Annotated in this window: 28 protein-coding genes; 12 read left to right on the top strand and 16 right to left on the bottom strand. The window is 64.4% G+C overall.

Annotated elements, in window-relative coordinates; genetic code table 11:
* Positions 1–37: 37 nt before the first annotated feature.
* The 6 genes from NR193_RS14175 to NR193_RS14150 form a co-directional block, all read right to left on the bottom strand.
* On the bottom strand, positions 38–448 hold the full coding sequence (locus tag NR193_RS14175; protein ID WP_256751432.1) for a GtrA family protein: 411 nt from the start codon (positions 446–448) through the stop codon (positions 38–40).
* Positions 445–1,263: a ChbG/HpnK family deacetylase gene (locus NR193_RS14170; protein ID WP_256751431.1), complete on the bottom strand. Its 819-nt coding sequence runs from the start codon at positions 1,261–1,263 to the stop codon at positions 445–447. The genes NR193_RS14175 and NR193_RS14170 overlap by 4 nt, the downstream gene beginning before the upstream one ends.
* Positions 1,260–2,246 (bottom strand): glycosyltransferase family 2 protein, encoded by a 987-nt coding sequence (locus NR193_RS14165; protein WP_256751430.1) that lies wholly within the window; start codon positions 2,244–2,246, stop codon positions 1,260–1,262. The genes NR193_RS14170 and NR193_RS14165 overlap by 4 nt, the downstream gene beginning before the upstream one ends.
* Positions 2,239–3,405, bottom strand: coding sequence for a glycosyltransferase family 87 protein (locus NR193_RS14160; protein ID WP_256751429.1), 1,167 nt, complete (start codon positions 3,403–3,405; stop codon positions 2,239–2,241). The genes NR193_RS14165 and NR193_RS14160 overlap by 8 nt, the downstream gene beginning before the upstream one ends.
* Before the next feature lie 219 nt (positions 3,406–3,624).
* Entirely contained in the window at positions 3,625–4,662 is a 1,038-nt protein-coding gene (locus NR193_RS14155; protein ID WP_256751428.1) for a zinc-binding dehydrogenase, read from the bottom strand.
* A gap of 57 nt (positions 4,663–4,719) precedes the next feature.
* Positions 4,720–5,961: an acyl-CoA dehydrogenase family protein gene (locus NR193_RS14150; protein ID WP_256751427.1), complete on the bottom strand. Its 1,242-nt coding sequence runs from the start codon at positions 5,959–5,961 to the stop codon at positions 4,720–4,722.
* Between the two features lie 122 nt (positions 5,962–6,083).
* On the opposite strand from NR193_RS14150, the gene NR193_RS14145 reads away from it, so the two are divergent.
* The 6 genes from NR193_RS14145 (at position 6,084) to NR193_RS14120 (ending at position 10,410) form a co-directional block, all read left to right on the top strand.
* The gene (locus NR193_RS14145) at positions 6,084–6,899 is read left to right on the top strand and encodes an SDR family oxidoreductase (protein ID WP_256751426.1); all 816 of its coding nucleotides are present in this window, start codon (positions 6,084–6,086) and stop codon (positions 6,897–6,899) included.
* Between the two features lie 39 nt (positions 6,900–6,938).
* Entirely contained in the window at positions 6,939–7,424 is a 486-nt protein-coding gene (locus tag NR193_RS14140; protein ID WP_309145399.1) for a MaoC family dehydratase, read from the top strand.
* Positions 7,421–8,455 carry a phosphotransferase gene (locus NR193_RS14135; RefSeq protein ID WP_256751424.1) on the top strand — a complete coding sequence of 345 codons (1,035 nt, stop codon included), beginning with the start codon at positions 7,421–7,423 and terminating at the stop codon, positions 8,453–8,455. The genes NR193_RS14140 and NR193_RS14135 overlap by 4 nt, the downstream gene beginning before the upstream one ends.
* On the top strand, positions 8,455–9,231 hold the full coding sequence (locus NR193_RS14130) for an SDR family NAD(P)-dependent oxidoreductase (protein ID WP_256751423.1): 777 nt from the start codon (positions 8,455–8,457) through the stop codon (positions 9,229–9,231). The genes NR193_RS14135 and NR193_RS14130 overlap by 1 nt, the downstream gene beginning before the upstream one ends.
* Positions 9,232–9,323: 92 nt before the next feature.
* Positions 9,324–9,968, top strand: coding sequence for a TetR/AcrR family transcriptional regulator (locus NR193_RS14125; RefSeq protein ID WP_256751422.1), 645 nt, complete (start codon positions 9,324–9,326; stop codon positions 9,966–9,968).
* Positions 9,969–10,161: 193 nt separating this feature from the next.
* Positions 10,162–10,410, top strand: a complete 249-nt coding sequence (locus tag NR193_RS14120) for a DUF680 domain-containing protein (RefSeq protein ID WP_091577932.1) — start codon at positions 10,162–10,164, stop codon at positions 10,408–10,410.
* A 43-nt stretch (positions 10,411–10,453) separates the two neighbouring features.
* Here the strand turns inward: NR193_RS14120 and NR193_RS14115 are convergent, their stop codons facing one another.
* The 8 genes from NR193_RS14115 to NR193_RS14080 all read right to left on the bottom strand — a co-directional run bounded on the left by NR193_RS14115 (position 10,454) and on the right by NR193_RS14080 (position 18,236).
* Positions 10,454–11,503, bottom strand: a complete 1,050-nt coding sequence (locus NR193_RS14115) for a Gfo/Idh/MocA family protein (RefSeq protein ID WP_256751421.1) — start codon at positions 11,501–11,503, stop codon at positions 10,454–10,456.
* A 15-nt stretch (positions 11,504–11,518) separates the two neighbouring features.
* Complete coding sequence (locus NR193_RS14110) at positions 11,519–12,304, bottom strand: ThuA domain-containing protein (RefSeq protein ID WP_256751420.1); 786 nt, start codon at positions 12,302–12,304, stop codon at positions 11,519–11,521.
* Positions 12,305–12,380: 76 nt separating this feature from the next.
* Entirely contained in the window at positions 12,381–12,611 is a 231-nt protein-coding gene (locus tag NR193_RS14105; RefSeq protein WP_256751419.1) for a hypothetical protein, read from the bottom strand.
* Between the two features lie 59 nt (positions 12,612–12,670).
* Complete coding sequence (locus NR193_RS14100; RefSeq protein ID WP_256751418.1) at positions 12,671–13,255, bottom strand: sarcosine oxidase subunit gamma; 585 nt, start codon at positions 13,253–13,255, stop codon at positions 12,671–12,673.
* Entirely contained in the window at positions 13,248–16,241 is a 2,994-nt protein-coding gene (locus tag NR193_RS14095) for a sarcosine oxidase subunit alpha (RefSeq protein WP_256751417.1), read from the bottom strand. The genes NR193_RS14100 and NR193_RS14095 overlap by 8 nt, the downstream gene beginning before the upstream one ends.
* On the bottom strand, positions 16,238–16,549 hold the full coding sequence (locus NR193_RS14090; RefSeq protein WP_256751416.1) for a sarcosine oxidase subunit delta: 312 nt from the start codon (positions 16,547–16,549) through the stop codon (positions 16,238–16,240). The genes NR193_RS14095 and NR193_RS14090 overlap by 4 nt, the downstream gene beginning before the upstream one ends.
* Before the next feature lie 11 nt (positions 16,550–16,560).
* Positions 16,561–16,983, bottom strand: coding sequence for a hypothetical protein (locus tag NR193_RS14085; RefSeq protein ID WP_256751415.1), 423 nt, complete (start codon positions 16,981–16,983; stop codon positions 16,561–16,563).
* A complete protein-coding gene (locus NR193_RS14080; RefSeq protein ID WP_256751414.1) occupies positions 16,983–18,236 on the bottom strand; it encodes a sarcosine oxidase subunit beta in 1,254 nt (417 codons plus the stop codon). The genes NR193_RS14085 and NR193_RS14080 overlap by 1 nt, the downstream gene beginning before the upstream one ends.
* A 489-nt stretch (positions 18,237–18,725) precedes the next feature.
* Here NR193_RS14080 and NR193_RS14075 point away from each other — a divergent pair, with 489 nt between their 5' ends.
* The 6 genes from NR193_RS14075 to NR193_RS14050 all read left to right on the top strand — a co-directional run bounded on the left by NR193_RS14075 (position 18,726) and on the right by NR193_RS14050 (position 23,463).
* Positions 18,726–19,112, top strand: a complete 387-nt coding sequence (locus tag NR193_RS14075; protein ID WP_375162705.1) for an SET domain-containing protein — start codon at positions 18,726–18,728, stop codon at positions 19,110–19,112.
* Between the two features lie 180 nt (positions 19,113–19,292).
* The gene (rpsU, locus tag NR193_RS14070) at positions 19,293–19,571 is read left to right on the top strand and encodes a 30S ribosomal protein S21 (protein WP_023810129.1); all 279 of its coding nucleotides are present in this window, start codon (positions 19,293–19,295) and stop codon (positions 19,569–19,571) included.
* Between the two features lie 139 nt (positions 19,572–19,710).
* Entirely contained in the window at positions 19,711–20,553 is an 843-nt protein-coding gene (locus NR193_RS14065) for a tetratricopeptide repeat protein (protein ID WP_256751412.1), read from the top strand.
* A 218-nt stretch (positions 20,554–20,771) separates the two neighbouring features.
* Positions 20,772–21,248, top strand: a complete 477-nt coding sequence (locus NR193_RS14060) for a DUF992 domain-containing protein (protein WP_256751411.1) — start codon at positions 20,772–20,774, stop codon at positions 21,246–21,248.
* A gap of 90 nt (positions 21,249–21,338) precedes the next feature.
* The gene (locus tag NR193_RS14055; RefSeq protein ID WP_256751410.1) at positions 21,339–21,821 is read left to right on the top strand and encodes a DUF992 domain-containing protein; all 483 of its coding nucleotides are present in this window, start codon (positions 21,339–21,341) and stop codon (positions 21,819–21,821) included.
* A gap of 205 nt (positions 21,822–22,026) precedes the next feature.
* Complete coding sequence (locus NR193_RS14050; RefSeq protein ID WP_256751409.1) at positions 22,027–23,463, top strand: MFS transporter; 1,437 nt, start codon at positions 22,027–22,029, stop codon at positions 23,461–23,463.
* Between the two features lie 34 nt (positions 23,464–23,497).
* Here NR193_RS14050 and NR193_RS14045 read toward each other — a convergent pair whose 3' ends face one another.
* Complete coding sequence (locus NR193_RS14045) at positions 23,498–24,190, bottom strand: response regulator transcription factor (protein WP_256751408.1); 693 nt, start codon at positions 24,188–24,190, stop codon at positions 23,498–23,500.
* Positions 24,187–26,922 carry a sensor histidine kinase KdpD gene (locus NR193_RS14040; protein ID WP_256751407.1) on the bottom strand — a complete coding sequence of 912 codons (2,736 nt, stop codon included), beginning with the start codon at positions 26,920–26,922 and terminating at the stop codon, positions 24,187–24,189. The genes NR193_RS14045 and NR193_RS14040 overlap by 4 nt, the downstream gene beginning before the upstream one ends.
* Positions 26,923–26,954: the final 32 nt, after the last annotated feature.

The following is a 26,954-nucleotide window of genomic DNA, read 5'->3' as shown; positions in this document are numbered from 1 at the left end:
GCCATCGAGTTCCACGATGGCGTCGATCTCGGTGCCGCTATTTCAGCAAGCGGCCCTCGATCGACCAGCGCGCGGCCAGGAAATTCAGCACCGCCGCCACAACGACACCACCGATCTTTGCCGGCCACACCCCGGCGATACCCGCGAACAGCGCGATCGAAAGGCTGGAGACACCAAGCGAAATCAGCGCTCCAAGCGAAACGAAGCGAAGGAAGGCAACGCGGGGCCGGATGGCCGGATCGCGCTCGAACGACCAGAAGCCGTTCGCCACGAAAGAGAAGGTGACGGCGATGAACCAGGCGGCGATGTTGGCAGGCAGCGGCGGAACATGCAGCTTGAGCAGCACGAAGAAGCCGGCAAGGTCGATGGCCGTGTTGGCCAGCCCGACGATGGCAAAGCGGACGATCTTGTTGCCGGTCGAACGCCCGGGCCGGTCGGCATCGCTCATTCCTTGCCGCCCATGATCTCGACGCCGGCACGGGACAGGCTTGCGCCGAATTCGTCCGATGCCAGGAACGCGAACTCGACCTCGCGCACGCCTTGCATCGGGTCACGCGCGCGCAGCGTCGCGTCGACATGGCCCGGATGACACATGAACAGCCCTCGCTCCGGCAACGCCTCGATGGCAGCCTGCAGCACTGGAGCAAACCGCTCGGGCTGCCGCCAGTCATAGATGCCGGCGAGCGGCTCGAAAATGGTGAAGCCGGCACGCTGCATCGACCGGTTGAAGCCGGCGGCGAGCGCCGCGATCGCGGCAACTTTCGGCGCCGCGGCTCCACCGGCCAGTGCCGGAGCGCCGCGCAGCGCCGGCCTGCCGCCGCCTTCGTCAAGGCGCGCGCGCAGCCATCTGCGGACGACGGGAAGGAAATGCACGTGCTGGTGCCCGTCGACGAAAGCGGGCCGGCGGCCCAGCGCCTCGACGAAACGGCCGTACTGGGCGTCGAGCTCGGCATGGATGTCGCGCTCGTCGACGCGGCCGCTCAGGATCGGCAATGCCAGCGAGCGGAGCGGCGGCAACCGGCCCTCCGGCGCCAGGCTCGACTGGCCGGTGATGGCGGGCTGGTCGGTCAAGGTAAGATGCAGCCCGATCGCGACACGGTCGCGTAGTGGCTTTATGCGCGCCGCCTCCCCTTCCCATTCTGGAAAGCCGGTCATGCAACTGGTACCCGTCAGGCGGCCGCGATCTAGCAGTTCGAGAATCGCTGCGGAAACCGCGGGCGCCAGGCCGTAGTCGTCGGCGATCAGGCGGATGCGCCGCGTCATGTCTCGGGAGCACCCGGCGACAGTTTGCCAGGGGCGTCACCGCGCACGACATCGCGCACGATGTAGACCGGCCGATCCTTGCTCTCGCTGAGCGTCACCCAGACATATTCGCCGATCAGGCCAAGCAGCGTGAGGTTGAGGCCGCCGAGCAGGACGACGGCGACCATAAGGCTGGGATAGCCGGGCACGGCGATGCCGTAGAACATCACCTCGAAGAACACCTTGGCCCCGTAAGCGAGGCCCGCCAACGCCGCCAGCATTCCGCTCAGGCTGATGATGCGCAACGGGATGACGGAAAAGGACGTGAACCCTTCCAGCGAGAAGGCAATCAGGTTGAGGCGGCTCCATTTCGACGTGCCGATGGCGCGGTTCTCCGGCGAATAGGGCATGGCTTTCTGGCGGAAGCCGGCCCAGGCGAACAGGCCCTTGTTGAAGCGCCGCTTGTCACGCAGGCTGGTCAGCGCGCGCACCACGGCACCACGCATGACGCGAAAATCTCCCGCGTTCTCGGGAATGTCGAAACGCTGGCTGCTGTTGATCAGGCTGTAGAAAAGCCGCGCCAGCTGGCTGCGCCGCCAACTCGCCTCACGCCGGTCGTTCTGCGCAAAGACGACGTCGATGTTCGGATTTTCCACCAGCTCGGCGATCAGTTTCAGGCTGATGTCCATCGAATGTTGGAGGTCTGCGTCCATGATCAGCACCATGTCGCCGCGCGACTGGTCGAGGCCGGCAAGCACGGCGACCTCCTTGCCGAAATTGCGACTGAGGCGGACGATCTCCCAGGAGCCCGACAGCACATGGGAGAACCGTTCGGCGCCATCGTCGCGGCTGCCGTCATCGACCAGGATCTTGTGGACAGTCATGCCGAAGCGCTGTGACACCGCCGCCTCGAGCTTGTCGAGCAGCCCGGCGAAGGCCGATGCCGATTGCGCCTCGTTGAAGAACGGTGCGACGATATCGAGAGAGGGTCGCAACTCAGCCATGTGCAACAGGCCCTTCATTCGCCACCTTGTCCCGCGCCCTTGCCCAGAACCACCACATCAGCGAACAGGCGATGAAGGTGACCGTGATCGGCCGGAACCAGGGATAGAAGAAATCGTGCACATGGCGCTCGACGCCGGTCAGTCCGGTCAGGAACAGCGCCATGGACAGCACCGAGGCCAGGACGCCGCCTTGTTCCTCGCGCCACAACAAGGCGATGGCGAGACCGGCGGGTACGGCGATCATGGCATAGGTGTTGGGCTCGACGCGCGGGTTGAAGACACACATGTAGAAAGTGGCCGTCAGGAAGATCGCCAGCCCCGCCGTTCCCTGTTCGAGCCTGCGGTCGAACCAGATGACCGCCGAAAGCGTCAGCAGGGCGATGACCATGCGCACGATCGTGGCATCGAATTCCGGAATGGGCAGTCCTATCGCGGTGAAGGGCGCCGTGAAATCGGTGGGAACAAAGTGGCTGGTGTTGTCGACGGCCATCGAGGTCAGCATGTGGGCGAAATCACGATATTGGTCGTTCAGATAGCCGGCGGGAGCGAACGCGTAAGGTAGGGCCAGCACGAACAGCACCGCCAGCACCAGAACCGGTATCAGCCGGGGTCGCAGCGCTCCAACCAGCAGCAGCATGATGATCGCGGTCGGCTTGGCGATGATGGCAAGCGAGGCCCAGAAAAACGTCTCGGCGCGCCGCCCTTCAAGCGCCGACAAAGTGAGAAGCCAGCAGGCGCCGGTCAAGAGGATCGTCGCCTGGCCGTTGCGGATCGCGCCGAGCGCCATCGGCAGGGCAAGGAAGAGACCGTACGAAAGCAGCCAGGTCAATTCCCCGCCGCCGAGCTTGCGCACCTGCCGCATCGCGGCGAAGGTCAACACCGAAAAGCCGAGAACATGCCACACCAGCCCGCCTATCTGCGGTCCCAGCTTGAACAGTGGAGCATAGAGCGCGGCAAAGGCCGGCGCGTAGAGATACCCCATCTCGGACTGAATATTGTACAGCGGCCGGCCGGCCAGAAATTCCTCGCTGCCATATCTGTAGGCTTGCAACACCGTGCGCGTGTCGGGCGACCACAGCACCAGGACAAGAACGATCAGGAACGCTCCGATCCACATGCTAAGTCCCAAACGGTCGAAAACCGGCTTGGAAATCGTCATCAAGTCACCCCACACCACCCCGGAACAGGCCCTTGCCTGCGCCGTCCGGCATTTCGATGGCGGCGGCATATCACGGACAAAGCAGCGTGGCATAGGGACTGAAAGACGCGGATATATATCCCGCCTGCCTGGTGGCGGCAGGACACCGGCTTTTTATTGACCATCAAGAGCCGTTTGGAAAGCTTGGCATTCGAGCTTCTGGTGTCCTTTCAAATGATGCTAAGGCTGGATGAACACCTTGCCGTTGGGCTTGGCCAGTTCGGCCGGAACCCGCGCCATCGCCTCGGAGAGCGGCACGACAGCCGTCACATCGGTCGACCAGCGCCCATCGGAAAAACGCTTCTGCGCCTCCAGGATCGCCGGGCCGCGACGGTCGCGGAACTGGCGCATCCACTCGCTCAGCCAGAAGCCCTCGATATGCTTGTGCTGGAAGATCAGCTGGCCGGGTTCACGGATCACTGTCGGCTTGGGATCGAGCCGCCCGTAGATGATCCAACGCGCCCGTTTCGGCATGGCGTCGAAGATGGTCGAGGCCAGCGGCCCGGTCACCGCATCGAGGAAGATGCGCGGCTGCTCGGCTTTGATCACCTCGCGCAGCGCCGTCTTGAAATCCGGCGCCTTTTCGTTGAGGACGTGCGCCGCGCCAAGCTCTTTCAGAGCCGCGATCTGATCGTCGCGGCGCACGGTGACGATCGGCCGGAAACTCGCTTCCCGGGCCAGACCGATGATCAGCTTGCAGAGCTGGCTGGCGCCGGCGGTCATGACGAAGGCCTTTTCGCCTTCTTCCCTGACGATATCGAACATGGCGAGCGCGGTGAGCGGATTGACGATCATCGCCGCGCCGTCCTGGTCACGCACCGTGTCGAGGAGCGGGATGCAGACCGCCGCCTCGGCGACGGCATATTCGGCCCATGAGCCCCAATTGGTGACGCCGGTGGCGAAGGCGACCCGCTTGCCGATCAGGCTTTTGGGATAAGGCTCGTCACCGCTGGCGACGACCGTGCCGACCCCCTCGAAGCCCGCCGGCTGTCCCTTGACGCGTGGCTGGCCGTACTGGCCCTTGACGAACATGACATCGGACGGATTGATCGAAGCCAGGCTGACCTTGATCAGAACCTGCGTCGGCCCGGGCGTCGGCACAGCGATACTGCCGGGCTGCAGATAGGGTTCCATCGCCTCCAGCACGCTGCCGGTGGGGGTCTTGGTGTAGCCGTCGCCGATCAGCAGCAGCGCTTTCATTTCGGACGGGACAGTCATCGGAACGCTCCTTGGTACCGGCAGAAAGACCGCAACGCGGCCACGCCGAGCTGCTGCTCAGACCCTTTCCTGCGTGTATTTCTTCAGCTCGGTGCGCGCCACTTGCCGGCGATGCACGGCGTCGGGCCCGTCGGCCAGGCGCAATGTCCTCAAATGCGTCCACGAGCGCGCCAGCGGCGTGTCCTGGCTGATGCCTTGCGCGCCGAACATCTGCACCGCCTCGTCGGTGACCTTGAGCGCGACGCGCGGCGCCACGACCTTGATCTGGCTGATCCAGGGCGCGGCGGCACGCGCATCGCCCTGGTCGATCATCCACGCCGCCTTGAGGCAGAGCAGGCGGGCCATCTCGATCTCCATGCGGCATTCGGCGATGATGTCGAAATTGGCGCCGAGTTTCGCCAGCTTCTGGCCGAAGGCCTCGCGGCGCACGGAACGCCGGCACAGCATCTCCAGCGCCATCTCGGCCTGGCCGATGGCCCGCATGCAATGATGGATGCGGCCGGGGCCGAGCCGGCCTTGCGCGATCTCGAAGCCCCTGCCCTCGCCGAGGATAAGGTTCGATACCGGTACCCTGACATTGTCGAAGCGGAGGTGCATGTGGCCATGCGGCGCGTCGTCGTCGCCATAGACCTGCATCGCCCGGACCTTGGTCACGCCTTTTGTGTCCGATGGCACCAGGATCATCGAATGCCGGCGGTGCTGCGGCTCTTCATCGCCGCCGGTCCGGACCATGACGATATAGATCGCGCAGCGCGGATCGCCGGCGCCGGAGGCCCACCATTTCTCGCCGTTGAGCACATAGTCGCCGCCCTGCGGCTCGCAACGCATCGAAATGTTGGTGGCGTCGGACGAAGCGACATCCGGCTCGGTCATCAGGTAGGCAGAGCGGATCTTGCCGTCGAGCAGCGGCTCCAGCCATGCCTTTTTGTGGTCGGCGGAACCGTAACGCTCCAGCACCTCCATGTTGCCGGTGTCGGGCGCCGAGCAGTTGAAGGTCTCGGCGCCGAGATGCGCCTTGCCCATCTCCTCGGCAAGAAAGGCATATTCGACGGTGGAAAGACCGTAGCCGCGTTCCGAGCCGGTCAGCCAGAAATTCCACAGGCCGCGCTCTCTAGCGGTCTTCTTCAGCCCTTCGAGGATCTCGCTCTGGCGCGCCGTATAGACCCAGCGGTCGCCGGCCTTGCCCACCTCGCCGAGGAATTCCTTGTCGAGCGCCATGATCTCGTCGCGCACCATCGCCGCGACACGCGCGTGGATCGGCTTCAGCCGCTCGGTCATTCCGAGATTCATGTCTGTCATCGGTCGCTAACCCTTCATGCACGCCGGGCACTTTACCCGTGGCAAGGATGACCGTACTTCGGATAGCCTTGTCAACGCGAACTGTTTTGCCCGTATGCCGGGGCAAGGCGCGGAGGATTGTGATGAGCTATCTGGACGAGCTGTTTTCGGTGGCCGGCAAGACCGCGCTGGTGACGGGCGCCGCGACCGGCATCGGCCGCATGGCGGCAACCGCGCTGGTCAGGGCCGGCGCCAGCGTGATGATCGCTTCGCGCAAGGGCGAGGATTGCATCAAGGTCGCCGCCGAGTTGAACGGGCTTGGCACTTCCGGCCGGGCCGAAGGCTTCGCCGGCGATGTCTCCAGCGAGGCTGGCATCGCGGCCCTGGTGGCCGAGGTCAAGGCACGGACCGACAGGTTGAATATCCTGGTCAACAATGCCGGCGTTTCCTGGGGCGCGCCGCTGGAGAGCTTCCCTTATTCGGCATGGGCCAAGGTGTTCGGCGTCAATGTCACCGCGGTCTTCCATCTGACCCGCGAATTGCTGCCGCTGCTGGAAGCCGCCGCCAGCAATGCCGATCCGGCCCGGGTCATCAACCTGGGTTCGGTGATGGGCACGCAACCGCTGGCCGACGATGCCTATTCCTACACCGCTTCAAAGGCCGCGGTTCACCATCTGACGCGCACTCTGGCGCTCGAGTTCGCCGCCCGACGCATCACCGTCAACGCCTTCGCCCCCGGCCCTTTCCAGAGCCGCATGACGGCTTTTGCCACCGGCAGCGACGAACAGGCGAAACGCGTCGGCAGCCACGTTCCGATCGGCCGTATCGGCGCCCCGGATGACATTGCCGGCGCAACGCTCTATTTGTGCAGCCGTGCGGGCAGCTATGTCACCGGCGCCATCCTGCCGATCGACGGCGGACAGTCGGTGCAGCATGGGCTGACCTTGTTCAAGGAATGACATTTTCCGGCCGCAGAAGCCGGGAGTGAACTGGAGGACATCAGCGTGGAACCGATCAGTCTCGATGTGCTTCTGGCCAGTGTCGGCAAGGAGGTTGGCGTGTCGCCGTGGCGGGTGGTCACGCAACGCATGATCGACCAGTTCGCGGACGCCACCGACGACCACCAGTTCATCCACTGCGACCCGGAGCGGGCCATGCGGGAGACGCCGTTCGGCGGCACCATCGCGCACGGCTTCCTGTCGCTGTCGCTTTTGTCGGCAATGACCTTCGAGACAATGCCGCCGCTCGAAAACAGCAAGATGGGCGTCAACCACGGCTTCGATTCGCTGCGCTTCCTGGCGCCGGTGAAGACAGGGGCGCGCATCCGCACCCGTTTCGTTCTGGCCGACGTCAAGGTCAGGCCGTCGGGCTGGGTGCAGACGGCCCATGACGTGGCGATCGAGATCGAGGGCTCGAAGAAGCCGGCGTTGACCGCGCGCTGGCTGACGCTGACCTTGATCGAACGCCAGCCCGAGACCGCATGAGCGATCCGAACGTTCTCGACCAGGCAGCGCTAGCGCCTTACCTTGAGGCGAACATTCCCGGCTTTTCCGGGCTTGCTGCAATCGAAAAATTCAAATCGGGCCAATCGAACCCGACCTATCTGCTGACGGCGGCAAGCGGCCGCTACGTGCTGCGCGCCAAGCCGCCTGGGCAGTTGCTGAAATCGGCGCATCAGGTCGACCGCGAATTCACCGTCATGAGCGCGCTTGCCGGAACCGCCGTGCCTGTGCCGCGGATGCTGCATCTGTCGGCGGAGGACTCGCCGATCGGCCGTATGTTCTACGTGATGGATTTCCTCGACGGCCGCATCTTTTGGGATCCGGCGCTGCCGGAGGCTCGCGACAACGATGAGCGCGCCGCCATCTACGATGCCATGAACGTCACGCTCGCGGCCATGCATGATGTCGATGTCAAGGCCGTGGGACTCGGCGAATTCGGCCGGCCGGGCAATTATTTCGAGCGGCAGCTGGCGCGCTGGACCAGCCAGTACCGCGCTTCGGAGACGGGCACCGTCGCCGACATGGACCGGCTGATTTCCTGGCTGGAGAAGCACATGCCCGCCGATGACGGCCGCGTCTCGCTGGTGCATGGCGACTACCGGTTGGACAATCTGATCTTCGCTCCGAATCAGCCCCAGGTGGTGGCGGTGCTCGACTGGGAACTGTCGACGCTTGGCCATCCCTTTGCCGACATCGCCTATCAGTGCATGCAATGGCGTTTGCCGCACGCCTCGGGTTTCCGCGGCCTGGGCGGTGTCGAGCGCTCCGCACTCGGCCTGCCCTCGGAAGAGGCCTACGTCGCCGCCTACTGCCGCCGGCGCGGGCTGGAGGGTATCGGCAACTGGACGTTCTTCCTGGCCTTCTCCTTCTTCCGGCTGGCCGCGATCTGCCAGGGTGTCTACAAGCGTGCGCTGGACGGCAATGCCTCCAATCCTGAAAAGGCCAAGACCTATGGCGAGGCGGTGAAGCTGCTTTCGCATCTCGCTTCGAAACTGATCGACAAGGAGGCGTGATGGGCCGTTTTGACGGAGCAACCGTGCTGATCACCGGTGCCGCCGGCGGGCTCGGCCAGGGCGCCGCGAAAGGCTTTGCCACTGAGGGCGCGCGGTTGGTGCTGTCGGACATCGACGAAAAGGCGTTGGCCGATCTTGCCGGGACGCTGCAGACCGAAACGGCGATCCTGGCCGGCAACATAGCGGACGAAAGCCTGTCCGAGGATCTGGTCAGGCTGGCGGTCGAGAAATTCGGCCGGCTGGACATCGCGGTCAACAATGCCGGCATCGTCCAGAACTTCGTGCGCCTGCCGCATGTAGCGTCGGACGAGGCCCGGCGCGTGCTGGAGATCGATCTGCTCGGCGTCTTCTATGCCATGAAGCACCAGATCCCGCAGATGGAACGGCAGTTCAAGGCGGCTGGCAAGGGTGGCGCCATCGTCAACATCGCTTCGGCCGCCGGCCTGTCCGGCGCGCCGAAACTCTCGGTCTACGCCGCCGCCAAGCACGGCGTCATCGGCCTGACCCGCTCGGCTGCGATCGAATACGCCACCAAGGGCCTGCGCATCAACGCCATCTGCCCCGCCCACACAAGGACGGCGATGGTGGACGGCTTCGTACGCCTCTCCGGCGTGCCCGAGGCAGAGGCATTGGCCGAACTGACGCGTGGCGTGCCGATGAAGCGGGTGGCCGAAGTCGAGGAGATCACCACCGCCATCCTGTTCGCCGCCGACCCCGCCAATTCGTTCATGACCGGCCATGCGCTGGCCGTCGACGGCGGCATCGGCGCCATCTGACACCTGCCGTTTGGGAACCTGTCGCGCCCTTGTTCGTTTTCGTACAGCGTATATAATTTAGCCGCGCACCAACCAAACGAGGGCACGAGATCTTGCCGCCGAGCGTCCAGACACGCCGCGAAAAACAAAAAGCCGAACTGCGATCCGAACTGGTCGAGGCCGCGCACAAGCTCGTCCAGGAAGAGGGTTATGAAGGCCTGACCATCCGCAAGCTGGCCAAGCGGGTCGGCTACGCGCCGATGTCGGTCTACTCCTACTTCGCCGACAAGCAGGACATCCTGTTCGCGCTGGCCGAGGATGCGTTCGAGACGCTTGCCCGGCGCATCGAGGAGCATTCGTCCGACGATCCGATCGCGGCATTGCAGGCGGTCATGACGGAATATGCCGCCTTCGGGCTCGGCAATCCCAACGAATACCGCACTGTCTTCATGACCGAAAAAACCAGGCTGCCGGAAGGCCGGAGCTACGAGGACATGGAAGAAGGCAACCCGGCGATGAAAGTGCTCATCAGCCGGGTCGAGGCCTGCGTCGCCGCCGGCAAGTTGCAAGGCGATCCGCGCGCCATCGCCACCATGCTGTGGGCGGTCGGTCACGGCACGATCTCGCTGCTGATCACCTTTCCGTTCTACCCCTTTGGCGACCCGCAGGCTTTCGTGAAGCGGATGTGCGATTTCACGCTTGCCTCGCTCAGCACGAAGAACGTGCCGCCGCTGACCGAGACACCGGTCAACTGCTGAACGACGCCAGCTCCTCTCGTTTTCATTGTCCTCACCACCCACCCTGGCCAAACGGGGGGCGAGCTTCTTGGTTAACAAAAAATTTATCGTACGCGTACGATTTCGACTTGAACTTCGCGATCGACGGTCGTATTTGTACGCCACACCGTACATGTACGGAAAGAATTCACCCGTCGAAAAACGGAGACTGACGATGAAAAAGACACTCCTCACCCTCGCCGCCGTGCTGGCACTTTCGGGCTCGGCCTTCGCCGCCAGCGCCACCCAGCCGGTCAAGCACGCGCCTGCCGCGACCTGCGTCGACACCAGGACCCACGTGAAGCTCGATTGCGCTTCGACCGGGTCGGTCGAGAAGAAAAGCTCCACGGAGAACACGGCTGACGGCAAGGGCCCGCGGCTCGGCATCAGCATCAATCCGTGGATTATGCCGAGCGCGTTCTGATATCAGCTTGAAATCACTTCTGGCCGGCACAAGCCGGCCTGCTTCAGGCAACCGGGATCGGTCGTTTAGCCGCTGAACTCTCGAAGGCCGCGTCGATCAGCTTCTGCATGTCGGCGGCACGCCGGAAGGACGGATCGCCGTTCCGGCCTGCATCCAGCGCCTCGGCAAAACGCCGGGCGTTGCGCTTGACATCCGGCAGCACAAGCGTTCGCCAGCGCTGCTGGTCGACATCCTTGCCCAGGCAAGCGGACAGGTGCGATGTCTTGCCGTCGGTCTCGACCTTGATGGCACCCTTGGTGCCGTGCAGGGCCAGTGACAAATCGTTGGCGTGGCCGGTCATGTAACGGCTTGCCACGATCGTGGCGAGCGCACCGGATTTGAACCTCGCCGTCATCGCCACGCTGTCATTGGCGTCCAGCACATAGTCGCCGATCCGCTCGCCCTCGGCCTTCGGAAACGTCACCAGATCCGCATGCAGGCCGACGATATCCTGGGCGGCGCCATAGGTGGCGAAGTCCAGTATGTGAATGCCGACATCGCCCAGCACGCCGGTCGAACCGTGCCGGCTCGACAGGCGCCACAGCCATTTGTCCTCGACCCGCCAGTCGCCCCACGATTTGCTGACCAGCCAGCTTTGCCGGTAGCTCGCCTCGACATGGCGCAGCTCGCCGATCTCACCGGCCTGCACCATGCGTCGGGCTTCCTGGATCGCCGGTGAGTTGCGATAGGTCAGGTTGACCATGTTGACGACCCCGGCCGCCTCGGCCGCTTCCGTCATGGCCAGCGCGTCGGCGTGATTTGGCGCCAGCGGCTTTTCGCAGAAGACATGCTTTCCCGCGGCGAGCAGCGCCAGTGTCGTCGCCCTGTGCGCGCCGTCCGGTGTCGCGTTGATGGCGGCGTCGAACTCGCCCCAGGCGATCGCTGCTTCCAGGCTCTCGAAGAAATCGCCTATTCCGTTGGCGCCGGCGAACGCTGCCGCGCGGCCCGGCACCTGGTCGACGCAGGCGACGATCGCGCAGCCGGGAATCTCGGCGAATTCCTCGACATGATGCCCGGCGATGCCGCCGGTGCCGAGCAGAAGCAATCGATGCATCAGCTCAGGCCCCAATCAACTCAAGCCCTTGTCGCCATCGGCATGCAGGCGCAGTCCCTTCTGGACGATCTTCTCCTTGGCCGCATCGGTCGGCACGTTCGGCGCATTGGTGATGCCGGACCATGCCGGCGCCGGGTTGTGCGCCCAGTGCACGGCGTTGCGCAGCACCTGCTGCACGCCCTCATTGTGGTAGATCGGGTAGGTCTCGTGGCCAGGCGAGAAGTAGAAGATCCTGCCGGCGCCGCGCTGGTAAGTGAGCCCGGACCGGAACACTTCGCCGCCCTCGTACCAGGAGACGAACACCGTCTCCAGCGGCTCCGGCACCGCGAACGGCTCGCCATACATCTCCGTCTCGCCGATCTCCAGGCATTCGCCGATGCCTTGCGCGATTGGGTGGCCGCGGTTGATCGCCCAGACACGCTCGCGCTCGCCCGCCTCGCGCCATTTCAGCGAACAGGGCGTGCCCATCAGCCGCTTGAATATCTTCGAGTAGTGGCCCGAATGGAGCACGATCAGCCCCATGCCTTCCCAGACCCGCTTCTGCACGCGCTCGACGACCTCGTCCTTGACTTCGCCATGCGCGGCGTGGCCCCACCACAGCAGGACATCCGTGGCGGCCAGGCGCTTCTCGCTCAAGCCGTGTTCGGGTTCCTGCAAGGTGGCCGTGGTCGCCTCGATGCCCTTGTCCTGGTTGAGCGCGGCGGCAATGGTGCCGTGCATCCCTTGGGGATAGAGGTCGCGCACGGCGGCATTGGTCTGCTCATGGACATTTTCGCCCCAGACAACGGCTTTTATCGGCATTTTCGTCTCCCAAAGCGCTTTAAATAGCATGCCCAATGGGATTGAGAAGGTCCGATCCGGCCTTGTCCGACGAAAATTAGATCTTACGCTTCTTGCGTCCGGCCACTGTCTTGGCCTTGCCCGGTTTCGCGGGAGCGCCGGGAATGGCCGTTCCCGTGATCGATATCGGATCGCTGGCCGGGAACGTGTCCTCGAGCCCCTCCTCGAGTTCCTGTTCGGCACTCGGCTCTTCGTGTTGCTCATGCTCCAGGGAGCGAACGGCCGGCGACTTCTTGGCCTGTGACCTTGGCGTGGAATTCGACGGCATCGGCATTCTCCCTCGGCGTGCGAATGCAGAACGAGCGCGCCCTGCAGAACGTTCCGAGTTCAGACCGCTGCGTCCCGCGATCCCTCGGACAGGAAAGTAAAGACATAGTCCGAGAAGGAACGCCAGCATTCGACCCGGAAGGCATCGGCGGCCGTGCGCAGCAGCACGATCTCGGTCTTGCCCAGGATGGTGCGTGAACACGCGCCGACCGGAAAGGCATCCAGCGACAGGTCCTGCGGACAGCCCGCATTGATCGTCGCGGCAGCTCCCGCACCCGTCACGGCAATCGCGACGTTGCGATGCGAGATGCCGACAGCCGAGTGCAGGGCGGAAACCCCGGCGCAGTCGGCGAGCGGATCGTTGCCGGCCTCATCGATCACCAGCCATTCATCGGGGCCGAGCCACAGTGCGGTCCGTCCGGCTTTCGAAGCCGAGGTCTTTGGCTTCTTCGGCAAGGTAACGCCGAGCGCCTTCGAGAGCGCGGCGACCGAGGCCTCCGGCGCGCGCAGCGAGATGCGTTCGGCCGGTGGCAGCACCTCGACCTTGACGGCGGGTGCGGAGGTGGTGCGGCCGGCCAGCGCCGCGCGGCGCTCGACCGAGGGCGTTGCGACAGTTGTTGCTTTTTTCGCGGCGGCCTTAGCCATTGAGGCGCCCTCCCGTCTCGTCGAAGAACACCATGCCGGTAACCTCCACCTCGATCACCCCGTTTGGCATCGGCACATAGAGCGTGTCGCCCATGCGGTCGCGGCCGCCGGCAACCAACGCCAGCGCGATGGAGCGGCCGCAATTTTGCGACCAGTAGCTCGAGGTGACATGGCCGATCATCTTCATCGGGATCGCCTGCTTCGGATCCTCGACGACCTGCGCGCCTTCTTCGAGCACTACCTTCGGGTCCTTGGTCTTCAGGCCGACCAGCTGCTTGCGGCCCTTGGCCACTAGGTCCGGCCGTGCCATGCCGCGGATGCCGACGAAATCGGCCTTCTTCTTGCCGACCGCCCAGTCGAGACCGGCATCGTTCGGCGTCACCGTGCCGTCGGTGTCCTGGCCGACGATGATGTAGCCCTTTTCGGCGCGCAGCACGTGCATGGCCTCGGTGCCGTAGGCGGCCGCGCCATGCTTCTGCCCCTCGGCCCACAAAGCTTCCCAGACAGCCTGGCCGTAGTCGGCCGGCACATTGACTTCGAAGCCGCGCTCGCCGGTGAACGACATGCGGAACAGCCGCGTCGGCACGCCGCAGATCTTGCCTTCGCGCACCGACATATGCGGCAGCGCCTCGTCGGACATGTCGATGCCTTCGACCAGCGGCGCGATGATGTCGCGCGACTTGGGGCCCTGCACGGCAATGACCGCCCACTGCTCGGTGATCGAGGTCAGCCAGACATTGAGATGCGGGAACTCGGTCTGGAGATAATCCTCCATGTGGTTCATCACGCGCGGCGCGCCGCCGGTCGTCGTTGTCACATGGAAACGATCCGGCGCCAGCCGGCCGACGACGCCGTCATCATAGATGAAGCCGTCCTCGCGCAGCATGATGCCATAGCGGCAGCGGCCGGGCTCCAGCTTCTCCCACGGATTGGTGTAGAGCAGTTCCATGAACTTGGCCGCGTCCGGCCCGACCACCTCGATCTTGCCGAGCGTCGAGGCATCGAACAGGCCGGCTGTCGTACGAACCGCCACACACTCGCGGTCGACCGCCGCGTGCATGTCTTCGCCCGCTTTGGGGAAATACCAGGCGCGCTTCCACTGGCCGACATCCTCGAACACCGCACCCTGGGCTTCGGCCCACGGATGGATCGCGGTTCTGCGTGTCGGGTCGAACAGCGGCCCGCGCGCATGGCTGACGATCGCGCCGAACGTCACCGGCGTATAGGGCGCCCGGAACGTGGTCAGGCCGACCTCCGGGATCGGCTTGCCAAGCGTCTCGGCGGCAATCGCCAGGCCGTGCATGTTGGAGGTCTTGCCCTGGTCGGTCGCCATGCCGTTGGTGGTGAAGCGCTTGACGTGCTCGATCGAGCGCATGCCCTCGTGCACCGCCTGGCGGATATCCTTGGCGGTGACGTCGTTCTGGAAATCGACAAAGGCTTTCACGGTCGTATCCGGCCCGGCGCCGGGGGCGGCGCCCAGCATGCCGCGCGACCAGCTTTCCGAGGCATCGACCTTCGGCTTCGTGCCCTTGGCGGTCTTTGCCCCGGCATCCTTGGCCGCCTTGGCGCCCGCCGCATAGGCCTCGTCGAGCGACGCCGACAGCCCATCCGTGCCGTTGCAGGCGCCGACCGAGACGCAATCCTGCGCGTAGGTGCCCGGCACGAAGCGCTTGGTCTCGTCGTTGAAGGCGACCTTGCCGCGCGACTGCGAGAACAGATGCACCGACGGCGTCCAGCCGGCCGACATCAGGATCGCGTCGACAGGAATGGTGCGTTCGCCGCCGCCATTCTTCGGCTGCACGGTCATCGACGATACCCTGAGCTTGCCGCCGGCGCGGATCACCGCGCGGCCGAAATTGACCTCGATGCCAAGCGCCCTCGCCTCGTCGATCACCGGACCGGTCGGATTGTCGCGCAAATCGACGATCGCCGCCACGTTGACGCCGGCCTTCTTCAGGTCGATCGCGGCCGCGTAAGCCGAGTCATTGGCGGTATAAACGCCGACATTCTTGCCGACCGCGACACCATAGTGGTTGAGGTAGGTGCGCGCCGCGCCCGCCAGCATGATGCCCGGCCGGTCGTTGTCGGCGAACACCATGTGCCGCTCGATGGCGCCGGAGGCCAGCACGACGCGCTTGGCGCGAACCTGCCACAGCCGCTCGCGCGGCAGGTCATGGCCGGGAGTCTTCAGATGATCGCTGACGCGCTCGACAAGGCCGACGAAATTCTGCGCGTAGTACCCAAAAGCGGTGGTGCGCGAGAGCACACGGACATTGTCCATGGCGGCGAGCTTCGCCACCGCACCTTGAGCCCAGGCAAAACCATCCTGGCCGTCGATCCTGGCGCCGCTTTCGAAACGCAGGCTGCCGCCGAACTCGGCCTGCTCGTCGGCGAGGATGACGCGCACCCCGGTCTCGGCCGCGGCCAATGCCGCCGCGATGCCGGCGGCACCACCGCCCAGCACCAGCACGTCGCAATGCGCATAGCGCGATGAATAGTGATCGGGATCCGGCTGATCCGGGGAAACGCCAAGACCGGCCGCTGCGCGGATCTTCGGCTCATAAAGGCTCTTCCAGGCTGCCTTGGGCCACATGAAGGTCTTGTAGTAGAAACCGGCGGAAAAAAATGGCGAGGCGACATCGTTGACCGCGCCGACATCGAAGGACAGCGACGGCCAGCGGTTCTGCGACTGGGCGGCAAGCCCGTCATAGAGCTCCTGCACGGTGGCCCGCACGTTCGGCGTCTTGCGCGCGGCGTCGCGCTTGATCTCGACCAGCGCGTTCGGCTCTTCCGCGCCAGCCGACAGGATGCCGCGCGGACGATGGTACTTGAACGAGCGGCCGACAAGGTGGACGCCATTGGCGAGCAGCGCCGAAGCCAGCGTATCGCCCTCGATGCCGGCGTAGGACTGGCCATCGAAGCTGAACCGCGCGGTCTTCGCCTGGCTGAGGCGGCCGGCGCTGGGAATGCGGAACGCGCCGCTCATTTGGCAACCACTTCGTTGGAGTTTTTGGGCAGCTTGGACGGCTTCGGCTCGCCGGCCTTGTAGGTCATGATGAACTTGTCGGTGACCGTGTCGCGCACGGCATTGAAGAAGCGGGCGCAGCCATGCATGTGCCGCCAGCGCTCATGGATGATGCCTTTGGGATTCGAGCGGATGAAGAAGAATTTCTCGAAATCGTCGTCGCTCTCGCCGGCAATGTTGGCCGAGCGCGCGATATGCGCCTCGCCGGCATTGCGGAATTCGAGCTCCGGGCGCTCTTCCTCGCAATAGGGGCAACGAATGAGAAGCATCGTGTTCGTTCCTACAATTCGCCGTGGCCGACGCGGGCGCCGGCCGGTTGGTCGCAAAGCCTCTGGCCCATCGCCGCAAAAGGCGCGACGAGCCGGATGCGCTCCTCCACGCTCGCGGCCGGGCGAAAAAGGTCGCGATACGCCATGTTGCCGATGGTGAGTTGCACCGGATCGGTCGTGACGATGACGCGACGTGGCTCGAACGTGTCGTCCTCGCCAAGATCGGCAGGCCTGTTCTCCAGGAACATGACCACCTTCTGGCCGCCGCTCCACACGCAGGCCAGCACGCCGTCGTCGACGGAAAACGGCCAGTTGGCCTCGTTCCCGGCGCGGCTGATCGGCTGCGTGCGCACTTCGTCCGCGGAAGGAAAATGGAACATGCCCTGTTCCCCCGCCAGCATCAGCGGCATCGCGACAGCCACCTGCGCCATCATCAGTGCGCCACGGCCGCCGCCGCCGCCTCGTCGATCAGGCGGCCGGTGCGGAAGCGTTCGATGGTGAAGGGCGCGTTGATCGGATGCGGGTCATCCCTGGCGATGGTGTGGGCAAAGACATGGCCCGAGCCCGGCGTTGCCTTGAAGCCGCCCGTGCCCCAGCCGCAATTGACATAGAGGCCGGGCACCGGCGTCTTGGCCAGGATCGGCGAGCGGTCGGGCGTGACGTCGACGATGCCGCCCCAGGAACGCAGCATCTTCATGCGCGTGAAGATAGGGAACATCTCGCAGATGGCGTCGAGCGTGTGCTGCAGGATGTGCAGGCCGCCGGTCTGCGAATAGGAGACATACTGGTCGGTGCCGGCGCCGATCACCAGCTCGCCCTTGTCGGACTGCGAGATGTAGGCGTGCACCGTGTTCGACATCACCACGCACGGCACCACCGGCTTGACCGGCTCGGACACCAGCGCCTGCAGCGGGTAGCTTTCCAGCGGCATGCGCACGCCGGCCATGTTCATGATGACCGAGGAATGGCCGGCGGCGACCACGCCGACCTTCTTGGCGCCGATGAAGCCGCGTGTCGTGTCGACGCCCATGACCGCGCCGTTCGGTGCCCGCTTGACCCCGGTGACCTCGCAATTCTGGATGATATGCACGCCGCGCGCCGAGGCGCCGCGTGCATAGCCCCAGGCAACCGCATCGTGGCGCGCCGTGCCGCCGCGGCGCTGCAGCGCGGCACCGACGACCGGATAGCGTGCGTCCCTGGAGATGTTCAGCGGTGGGCAGAATTCCTTTGCCTGCTCGGGCGACAGCCATTCATTGTCGATGCCGTTCAGCCGGTTGGCGTGGACATGGCGCTTCAACACCTGGATGTCGTGCACATTGTGGGCCAGCATCATGACGCCGCGCGCAGAATACATGACGTTGTAGTTGAGCTCCTGGCTGAGCCCGTCCCACAGCTTCAGGGCATGGTCGTAGATGCCGGCGCTCTCGTCATAGAGATAGTTGGAGCGAATGATGGTGGTGTTGCGGCCGGTGTTGCCGCCGCCCAGCCAGCCCTTTTCCAGCACCGCGACATTGGTGATGCCGTGCACCGTGGCGAGATAATAGGCGGTGGCCAGGCCATGGCCGCCGGCGCCGACGATGATGACGTCGTATTCTTTCTTGGGCTCGGGCGAGGACCACTGCTCCTCCCAGCCCTTGTGGCCGCGCATGGCCTCGCGGGCGATGGCGAATACCGAATATTTCTTCAACGTCCCAGCCTCGCGCCAACAGATCTCGCGGATTGCAGCCGGGCGTTCAGTCGGTCCCGGCGCGCGAGGTGTATCACTAGCGAAACCGGGCTTCCACCCTTGCGCTGTTTGCGACGGCGCTTGCCGTTTTGCGCCGCGACAAAAAAGACGCATCCGGGCTGGCCGATGCAACGGCCCTCGGCCACCATTCGTGTTTCCGAACCTTTGGACCAAGATTGTGGGCAATGCCTGGTGGAATTTGACATCGCGCTTCCTGCTGGAGCTGGCGGCCCTGCTCGGCCTCGGCATCGCGGGTTGGAAGCCTCTCGGACGCCTCGAGCTTCACCAAGGGAACAGCCCTGTTCGCGGATGGCGGTGTCTCGATCAACCGGACGTGAAGGGTTTTCGCGGCGAACATACCTGTTCGTCGCCATGACGCAGGCCTCGGGTCTTGCTTTTTCAGCGTGATTTGGCGATTCCGTTTGCTGTCGAAAAGCGGGTCTTGGAAACATGATGCTGATCAGAACCTATGTCGCTGCGAGCGCGATCGAGGGTGTCGGCGTGTTCGCCGCCGAGCCGATCAGGAAAGGCGCCTCGATCTGGCGGCTCGATCCCGACTTCGACCGGCTGATTCCGATGGCAAAATATGAAGCGGCACCCCCGCATCTCAGGGAATTGCTCGACCGCTATGCCTATCCGAGCCCCGACCGGCCAGGTTTCATGGTCTATGAAGTCGACAATGGCCGCTTCATGAACCATGCTGGAAATCCGAACACGGATTTTTCGCAGTATGGCGGCGCAACCGCCACCCGCGACATCGCCGCGGGCGAGGAAATCACTTGTGACTACGGCGAGTTCTTCAAGGATTTCGAGCGGCTTCACCTGGCCACGGCGTAGTCGGCTCCCTTATCCCGAGGTAAAACCGGCCATGGTTTGGCCGTCCAAGTTCATTTCGGCTGTGGACAGCGCGGGATGATTCTGCTATCAGCCGCCACAATTCGTGGTGTAAATCGCCGCGGAGGCTAGTGGCTATGGCCGCTTGCCTGTTGATATCAAACCCGAAAGACAGGATTGCCCGTGCAGGTACTCGTCCGCGACAACAATGTTGATCAGGCGCTTCGCGCTCTCAAGAAGAAGATGCAGCGTGAAGGCATTTTCCGCGAAATGAAGATGCGCGGACATTACGAGAAGCCCTCCGAGAAGCGCGCCCGTGAAAAGGCGGAAGCCGTGCGCCGCGCCCGCAAGCTGGCCCGCAAGCGCGCACAGCGCGAAGGCCTGTTGCCCATGACGCCTCGTCCGGTTGCCGCTGGTGCTGCCGGCGGTGCAGGTGGTGCTCCGCGTCCGCCGCGGTTCTAACGCCAATTTTTCGTCCTTTTCGAAGGATATCCAAGGTGGCGCGATGTGGAATCGCCGCCACCTTTTTGTTTTGATTGTGACCCGGCCCGGAGGGGGGATCCGGACTGAACGACGCGGCGCAAGTGAGGACAGGGCAGACATGAACGCAACAAGCGTGGAGCGCGGGACCGCATTGCGTGGTTTCGCCCTGACGGCGGCCCTGCTTTCCGGCCTGGCGATTGCCGGTTGCCAGACCGCTGGCCCGACCGGCGAATTCAACAACATCGACAAGGCGCAAGGGTCGAGCGAGAACATCTCCTCGCTGTCGGCGGTGATCCAGCGCAATCCCCAGGATCCCGAAGGCTACAATGTGCGCGGCTCGGCCTATGGCCGGGGCGGCCAGTACCAGGCGGCGCTCAAGGATTTCAACACCGCGATCCAGCTCAACCCGAATTTCTTCCAGGCCTATTCCAACCGCGCGCTCATCCAGCGCTTCCTTGGCAATCAGGCGGCCGCGCTCGACGATTACAACCACTCGATCCAGATCAACGGCAATTATGACGCCGCCTATATCGGCCGCGGCAATCTCTACCGCAAGGCGGGCCGCACCCAGGAAGCCTTCAACGACTTCCAGAAGGCGATCCAGCTCGATACGACCGATGCCCGTGCCTATCACAATCGCGGCCTGATCTATCAGAGCCAGGGCCAGCACAAGTTCGCCATCGAGGATTTCTCGACCGCCATCTCGCTCGCGCCTGATGCAGCCGAGCCCTACAACGGCCGCGGTCTCTCCTATCTGGCGATGAACGACGAGGACAACGCCTTCGCCGACTTCAACATGGCCATCAAGCTGGATGGCAAGAACGCCGAGGCCTGGTCCAACCAGGCGCTGATCTACGAGCGGCGCGGCGACAAGGCCAGGGCGGCGAAGTCCTATCGCGAAGCCGTTCACCTCGACCCCACCTACCAGCCAGCCAAGGACGGTCTGGCCCGCGTCAGCTGATATCGATTTCGGCAGCGCCCCCGCACCCATCCAAGTGCCGTGGTGTCCTTTGCGTGTCCGAAAGGACACGCGGCGCCACTGATCGCCGTCGATCCGGCAACCGCGCGTTAACCCCGGCGGCAGGCCGTCAGCCCTTGCCTTGTTCGCGCCAAGTTTTCGGCGGAACGGTCTGGCCATCCAAGCCGTTACTTCGAAGCAATTTGCGAAAGGACCCACCCATGATCAAGAAACTCGCCTGCGCCGCTGCCCTCGCCACGACGGTATTCGCCGCCGCCCCGGCCAGCGCCGGCAAGCTGCAACTCGGCACCCTCGACTGCACCATCGATGGCGGCACCGGCTACGTCGTCGCCTCCAACAAGGGCGTGTCCTGCACCTTCAGGCCGCATCATGGCGGTCCGTCGGAGATGTATACCGGCGTCATCTCCAAGATCGGAGTCGATGTCGGCAAGACCCATCAGGGCCAGCTCGTCTGGGCCGTTCTGGCGGCAACGCGCAACCGCGACGCAGGCGATCTCGCCGGCAGTTACTATGGCGTCAACGCCGAAGCGAGCGTTGTCACCGGCGGCGGCGCCAACCTGCTGGTCGGTGGCTTGAACAGCGCCTTCATGCTGGAGCCGCTCAGCGTCCAGGCGCAGACCGGCGTCAATCTTGCCGTCGCCGTGACCTCGCTCGAGCTGATCCACTCGTTCAAGTAAATGCATGGAGCAAGTGCTCCATGCCCCTCACCCTGCGGCGCGGAACCGGATAGGATGGTTCCGCGCCGTTTGATTTTTGAGGGGACCGCCATGCCGAAGACAGCCTTCGCCGCTGCCATAATCGCAACCGTGCTTGCCGGCGCGGCTCAGGCGCAGGACCGGGGCATAGAGCTCGGCACGCTTGACTGCGCCATCGGCGGCGGCACCGGCTTCATCTTCGGCTCGAGCAAGGATTTGAGCTGCACCTTCACCCCAGCCGACAAGAGCTTCGCGCCGGAAGCTTATTTCGGCGCGGTCAACAAATACGGCCTCGACATCGGCACCACAAAGCAGTCGGTGATGCAGTGGCTGGTGCTGACGCCGTTGAAGAACATCTACGCGCCGGGCGCGCTGGCTGGAGACTATGTCGGTGCCAGCGCCGAGGTGACGGCCGCCGTCGGCGCCGGCGCCAATCTGCTGGTCGGCGGCTCCTCGCAGGCCTTCACCTTGCAGCCGCTCAGCCTGCAGACGCAGACCGGCATCAACCTTGCGATCGGCGTCAGCCAGTTCCAGCTGCGCAGCACCGAGAATTGACCGCGACGAAGGCGGCCATTCTTGGAAGACGGCCGCGAGAACAGGCTCTCAAAAAAACTGCTTGAGCTCAACCACGGTTGAGGTTTTACAAGCCCGCCCCGAATGGAGCGGCGCCTTGCCAGGCGTTGCTGATGCGCATGGTCCTGCCGGAAACCCATACTGGCTTCTGGTGTCATGCGCTCGCATCGAGATATGGAAGGCGAGAATGACCGAAATCCGTACAAACAGGGTCGACTGGCGCGCATTGTGGGCAAGCGGCGACCTGGCGCGTTTCTGCTTCATCAGCCTCGGCATCCTGCTGCACGCCACCAACGAGACGATGGTGGCGACTGTCATGCCCGCCATGGTCGGAGAACTGGCTGGCGTGCAGCTCGTCGGCTGGTCGCTGGCGATCTACGAGCTCGGCGCCATCGTCGCTGGTGCTGCGGCCGGACGGCTGGTGAGCTATGTCGCGCTGCGCACCAACATGGTGGTCGCCGCCCTGCTCTATGCCGCCGGAGCGCTTGTCTGCGCCACCTCGCCTTCCATGCAATTGTTCCTTGCCGGCCGCCTGATCGAGGGATTTGGCGGCGGCGCGCTGGTGTCGCTGGCCTTCGTCTCGGTCGAGCGGCTGTTTTCACGCGCCATCTGGCCGCAGCTCTTCGGCATCATGTCGGCGATCTGGGGCGTCGCCGCCTTCAGCGGGCCGATGCTCGGTGCGATCATGACCGAGCTCCTGTCATGGCGCTGGGCCTTCGGCATCTTCACCTTCGGTGGTGCCGCCATGGCCCTGGCCAGTGTGATTGTCCTCAACACGCCCGAGGCAACCAGGCCGCAGGCGACCAGCGGCAGGGCACCGCCCTTCCCCTTCATCGCGCTCGGCTGCCTTGCCGTAGCCGTGGTGCTGATCGCCTCGGCCGGCGTCGACATCGCCTTGCTGCGCTCCTCGCTGCTGATGGTCCTCGGCCTCATTGGCCTGGCGCTGTTCTTTTACATCGACGCGCTCAAGCCCCGCTCTCGGCTGTTCCCGGCGAGGCTGTTCTCGTGGCGCACGCCGGTCGGTGCCGGCATGACCATGGTCGCCGCCTTTTCGGTGGCGACCTGCTCTTTCGGCGTCTACGGACCGCTGCTGCTGACCAGCCTGCATGACATTTCGCTGCTGACCACCGGCTACATCATCGCCGCCGAATCGATCGCCTGGTCGATCCTGTCGATCCTCGTCGCCAATGCGCCGCCGCGGCGCGAACGGCTGATCATCGTCGGCGGCGCGGTGATGATCGCGTCCGGCATCGCCGGTTTCGCCTATACGATACCGGCGGGGTCCATTCCTCTGATCCTGATGTGCGCCTTGTTGCAAGGCGGCGGCTTCGGCATCGCCTGGCCCTTCCTCACGCGTGTCATCGTGGCGTCCGCGCGCCACGACGAACAGACCATCGCCTCCGCGGCGGTGCCAACCATGCAGCGCATCGGCTATGCCGTGGGTGCCGCACTGGCCGGGATCGTCGCCAATGCCAGCGGCTTTTCAGAAGGGTTGAACCATGACGCGGCGGCGAATGTCGCGACCTGGCTGTTCCTCGCTTTCGTGCCGCTCGGCATTGTCGGCTGCCTGGCGGCCTTGCGGACATCGACGACGGCAAACCGGCTGCAGGAGGCTGTCGGTTAGGACAGGGTCCCCTAGAGGTCGAATGGACTCTCGCTCATTCGACCTCGCGCAAGCGGTAGCCGACACCGGTCTCGGTGGTGATATAGCGCGGTTGGTCGGGGGTCTTTTCGATCTTCTGCCGCAACTGCCGGACATAGACCCTGAGATACTGCACGTCGGTCGTATCGCCCCAGACCTGCTTCAACAGGAAATGGTGGGTCAGCACCTTTCCGGCGTGCTGCACCAGGATGCGCAGGATGTCGTATTCCTTTGGCGACAGCTTGACGTCCTTGCCTTCGACCTTGACGATGCGCTTGACCAGATCGACGGACAGGTCGCCGGTGTGGAACACCGGCTTCTCGCCCTGTTGTTGGAACTTGTGCCGCAGCGCCACGCCGATGCGAGCAATCAGCTCGTTCATGCCGAAAGGCTTGGTGACGTAGTCGTCGGCGCCGAGTTCCAGCGCGTTGACGATGCCGGCCTCGTCGGTGCGGCTGGAGAGAATGACCACCGGTATATCGAGGCCGTCGTCGCGCCATTTGCGCAACAGCTCATGACCGCCCATGCCGGGCAGGCCAAGGTCGAGGAGGACGAGATCGGGCTTCTCCGCCTCCATCAATTCGATCGCGACTTTGGCGTTCGGCGCCTCGCTGATCGCATAGCCCTGGCTGCCGAGGCCGACCCGAAGCAGCTTGCGGATCGGCGGTTCGTCATCGACAACCAGTATCCTGACGTTCGAATTTGTCATGCAAAGTCACCAACATCGTGGTCGCCCGCAATGCGGGCATCGAGATCGGGCGGGTTCGCCGGCTTCGGCATCCTGATGGTGAAAACCGCGCCCGAATGGTCGGTGCGGTTCGCCGCCGAGATCGTGCCGCCCATCGCCTCGATGAAGCCACGGCAGATCGACAGCCCAAGCCCGGTGCCGGCGCGGACCTGGTCGCGCTTGCGCACCCGGTAGAATGTATCGAAAATCCGCTCCAGATCGCCGGGAGGAATGCCCGGCCCTTCATCCATGAGCTGCAAGATGACGGAACCATTGTCGGTCCAGCCCTGCACACGGATCGTCGATCCGGCCGGCGCGTATTTTGCCGCATTGTCGAGGAGATTGAACAACGCCTGCTCGAACAGGACGGGGTCGACCTTCAACATCGGCAGATCCGAGGGGATGTCCGTCTCGATCTTGTGCTCGCCGATGATTTTCCTGGCTCTCTGCAACGCCGAGCCGACCATGTCGCCGACATAGTGGAAGGCGTAGTTCGGCTCCATCGCGCCGGATTCGATCTTGGTCATGTCGAGCAGATTGGCGATGAAGCGGTTCAATCGCTCGGATTCGTCGAGCACGGTCGTCAGCAGCTCCGCCCGGTCCTGTTCGGGCAGTGCCGGCGCGAATTCCCGCAGTGTGCCGGCAGCACCCATGATGGCGGCGAGCGGCGTCTTCAGATCATGTGAGATCGAGGTGAGAAGCGCCGAGCGCAGCCTGTCCGCCTCGGCGGCGAGCTTGGCGCGATCGACGTCGGCGACGAGCTGGATGCGCTCGATGGCGACCGCTGCCTGATCGGCCAGCGCGTCGAGCAGGCGCTGTTGCTCGGGCGTCAGCAGTGGGCCCTGCTTGTCGTTGTCGAGGCCGACGACGCCGATTGCGGTGCGCCCCGTCCGCAAGGGCAGATAGAGGCGCTTGGCGCCGGGAAGCGTATCGGCACCACGTCCCGCGGCACGGTTGTGCTCCCAGGCCCAGCGGGCGGCGGCGATGTCGGCCTCCGCCAGCGTGTCGTCGGGCGGATAGCCGGCCTTGACCGTGATCGTTCCGTCTTCCGGCAGCAGCAGCACCACGCGCAATTTCAGCATCGATGCGATCTGGAAGGCGGTGGCCCAGAGAACGTCGTCGAGCGTGCCGGCACCGGCGAGCTTCTTTGAAAAGAGATAGATGTCCTCCGTGGCCCGCGCCCGTGAGCGGGCGGCGACCGCCTGACGCTGCACGCGTGCCGTCAGATTGCTGGCGATGACCGCAACAACCAGGAAGACGCCGAGCGCGACGATGCTCTCCGGGTCCCGGATCGTCAGCGTGTAGCGCGGTTCGAGGAAAAAGAAGTTGAATGCAAGGGCGCTGACCAGGCAGGCGTACAGCGCCGGCCAGAGCCCGCAGGTTACCGCAGATGTCAGCACCCCCAGCAGAAAGATGATCGCGAGATTGCGAACGTCTAGAAACTGGTCGAGAACCGCGCTGACGGCGAGCGAGCCCAGGATACAGGCCGTGGCAAGCAGGTATGGCCTGATCTGGAACTGGCTTTGTTCGGCCGCCGCGTTGACCCTCCTCGAGGACGCCTCGGTGTTCCGCTCCGTTCCCGAAATGACATGGACGCTGATGTCGCCGGCATTGCGGATGAGATCATAGGTCAGCGAGCCCTCGATCAATTCCCGCCAGCGCGACCGGGTCGGCCTGCCGATCACGATATGGGTGAAGTTGTTCGCCGTCGCATGGCGAACGATATCCTGCGCGATGTTCTGGCCCGGGATGGTCGTCACCTCGGCGCCGAGCTGTTCGGCAAGGCGCAGGTTGGTCGCGAGCCGGTCCTTGTCCTCCTCGGGCATGCTGGCCGAGCGAGGGCCATCGACATGCAGCGCCGTCCAGGGGGCACGCAGCCGGTCGGCCAGCCTGCGCGCATAGCGGATGCGGGCCGCACCGCCCGGCCGCGAGTCTACGCAGACCAGCACCCTTTCTCCCGCTGCCCACGGCCCGGGAATGGCGTGGGCCTGCATATGGATCAGCAACTGGTCGTCGACGCGCTGCGCGGTGCGGCGCAGCGCCAGTTCCCTCAGCGCCGTCAGGTTGCCCGGCGAGAAATAGTTCTCGATCGCGCGTTGCGCGGTGTTTGGAAAATAGACTTTGCCTTCCCTAAGCCGCTTGATCAGGTCGTCGGGGGTGAGGTCGATGATCTCGATATCATCGGCCTGGTCGATGATGGAGTCGGGGACCGTCTCGCGGACCCTGACCTTGGTGATCTGCGCGACGACGTCATTGAGGCTTTCGACATGCTGGATGTTGAGCGTCGTATAGACGTCGATGCCATGCGTCAGGATTTCCTGGACGTCGAGATAGCGCTTGGGATGACGGCTGCCGGGCGCGTTGGTGTGGGCGAGTTCGTCGACGAGAACCAGCGCTGGCCGCCGGGCGATGATAGCGTCGATATCCATCTCGTCGAGGATGCGCCCCTTGTAATCGACTTTCTGGCGCGGGATGACTTCATAGCCTTCGACCAGGGCCAGCGTTTCCTTGCGGCCATGCGTCTCGACGACGCCGATGACCACGTCCACGCCGTCGGCCAGCCTGGCGCGACCCGCCATCAGCATCTCGTAGGTCTTGCCGACGCCGGGCGCGGCACCGAGGAATATCCGCAGACGGCCGCGCCCCTCGCGTTCGGCATGCTCGAGCAGCGCGTCCGGGGAAGGTCTGTTTTCGTTGCTTCTGTCGTCCGCCATCGGAACCGATCATGGATGGCGCCGGGGATACT

It is taken from the genome of Mesorhizobium sp. Mes31 (genome assembly GCF_024519675.1).
Taxonomy (GTDB): domain Bacteria; phylum Pseudomonadota; class Alphaproteobacteria; order Rhizobiales; family Rhizobiaceae; genus Mesorhizobium.
Note: the sequence above shows the minus strand (reverse complement) of the source record. Positions and strands in the feature narration are given on the sequence as shown.

Bases quoted from the DNA above. Each gene is read 5' to 3' on its own strand.
- NR193_RS14175 (WP_256751432.1), bottom strand. From the start codon at position 448: ATGAGCGATGCCGACCGGCCCGGGCGTTCGACCGGCAACAAGATCGTC.
- NR193_RS14170 (WP_256751431.1), bottom strand. From the start codon at position 1,263: ATGACGCGGCGCATCCGCCTGATCGCCGACGACTACGGCCTGGCGCCC.
- NR193_RS14165 (WP_256751430.1), bottom strand. From the start codon at position 2,246: ATGGCTGAGTTGCGACCCTCTCTCGATATCGTCGCACCGTTCTTCAAC.
- NR193_RS14160 (WP_256751429.1), bottom strand. From the start codon at position 3,405: ATGACGATTTCCAAGCCGGTTTTCGACCGTTTGGGACTTAGCATGTGG.
- NR193_RS14155 (WP_256751428.1), bottom strand. From the start codon at position 4,662: ATGACTGTCCCGTCCGAAATGAAAGCGCTGCTGCTGATCGGCGACGGC.
- NR193_RS14150 (WP_256751427.1), bottom strand. From the start codon at position 5,961: ATGACAGACATGAATCTCGGAATGACCGAGCGGCTGAAGCCGATCCAC.
- NR193_RS14145 (WP_256751426.1), top strand. From the start codon at position 6,084: ATGAGCTATCTGGACGAGCTGTTTTCGGTGGCCGGCAAGACCGCGCTG.
- NR193_RS14135 (WP_256751424.1), top strand. From the start codon at position 7,421: ATGAGCGATCCGAACGTTCTCGACCAGGCAGCGCTAGCGCCTTACCTT.
- NR193_RS14130 (WP_256751423.1), top strand. From the start codon at position 8,455: ATGGGCCGTTTTGACGGAGCAACCGTGCTGATCACCGGTGCCGCCGGC.
- NR193_RS14120 (WP_091577932.1), top strand. From the start codon at position 10,162: ATGAAAAAGACACTCCTCACCCTCGCCGCCGTGCTGGCACTTTCGGGC.
- NR193_RS14115 (WP_256751421.1), bottom strand. From the start codon at position 11,503: ATGCATCGATTGCTTCTGCTCGGCACCGGCGGCATCGCCGGGCATCAT.
- NR193_RS14110 (WP_256751420.1), bottom strand. From the start codon at position 12,304: ATGCCGATAAAAGCCGTTGTCTGGGGCGAAAATGTCCATGAGCAGACC.
- NR193_RS14105 (WP_256751419.1), bottom strand. From the start codon at position 12,611: ATGCCGTCGAATTCCACGCCAAGGTCACAGGCCAAGAAGTCGCCGGCC.
- NR193_RS14100 (WP_256751418.1), bottom strand. From the start codon at position 13,255: ATGGCTAAGGCCGCCGCGAAAAAAGCAACAACTGTCGCAACGCCCTCG.
- NR193_RS14095 (WP_256751417.1), bottom strand. From the start codon at position 16,241: ATGAGCGGCGCGTTCCGCATTCCCAGCGCCGGCCGCCTCAGCCAGGCG.
- NR193_RS14090 (WP_256751416.1), bottom strand. From the start codon at position 16,549: ATGCTTCTCATTCGTTGCCCCTATTGCGAGGAAGAGCGCCCGGAGCTC.
- NR193_RS14085 (WP_256751415.1), bottom strand. From the start codon at position 16,983: ATGATGGCGCAGGTGGCTGTCGCGATGCCGCTGATGCTGGCGGGGGAA.
- NR193_RS14075 (WP_375162705.1), top strand. From the start codon at position 18,726: ATGATGCTGATCAGAACCTATGTCGCTGCGAGCGCGATCGAGGGTGTC.
- NR193_RS14065 (WP_256751412.1), top strand. From the start codon at position 19,711: ATGAACGCAACAAGCGTGGAGCGCGGGACCGCATTGCGTGGTTTCGCC.
- NR193_RS14060 (WP_256751411.1), top strand. From the start codon at position 20,772: ATGATCAAGAAACTCGCCTGCGCCGCTGCCCTCGCCACGACGGTATTC.
- NR193_RS14055 (WP_256751410.1), top strand. From the start codon at position 21,339: ATGCCGAAGACAGCCTTCGCCGCTGCCATAATCGCAACCGTGCTTGCC.
- NR193_RS14050 (WP_256751409.1), top strand. From the start codon at position 22,027: ATGACCGAAATCCGTACAAACAGGGTCGACTGGCGCGCATTGTGGGCA.
- NR193_RS14045 (WP_256751408.1), bottom strand. From the start codon at position 24,190: ATGACAAATTCGAACGTCAGGATACTGGTTGTCGATGACGAACCGCCG.
- NR193_RS14040 (WP_256751407.1), bottom strand. From the start codon at position 26,922: ATGGCGGACGACAGAAGCAACGAAAACAGACCTTCCCCGGACGCGCTG.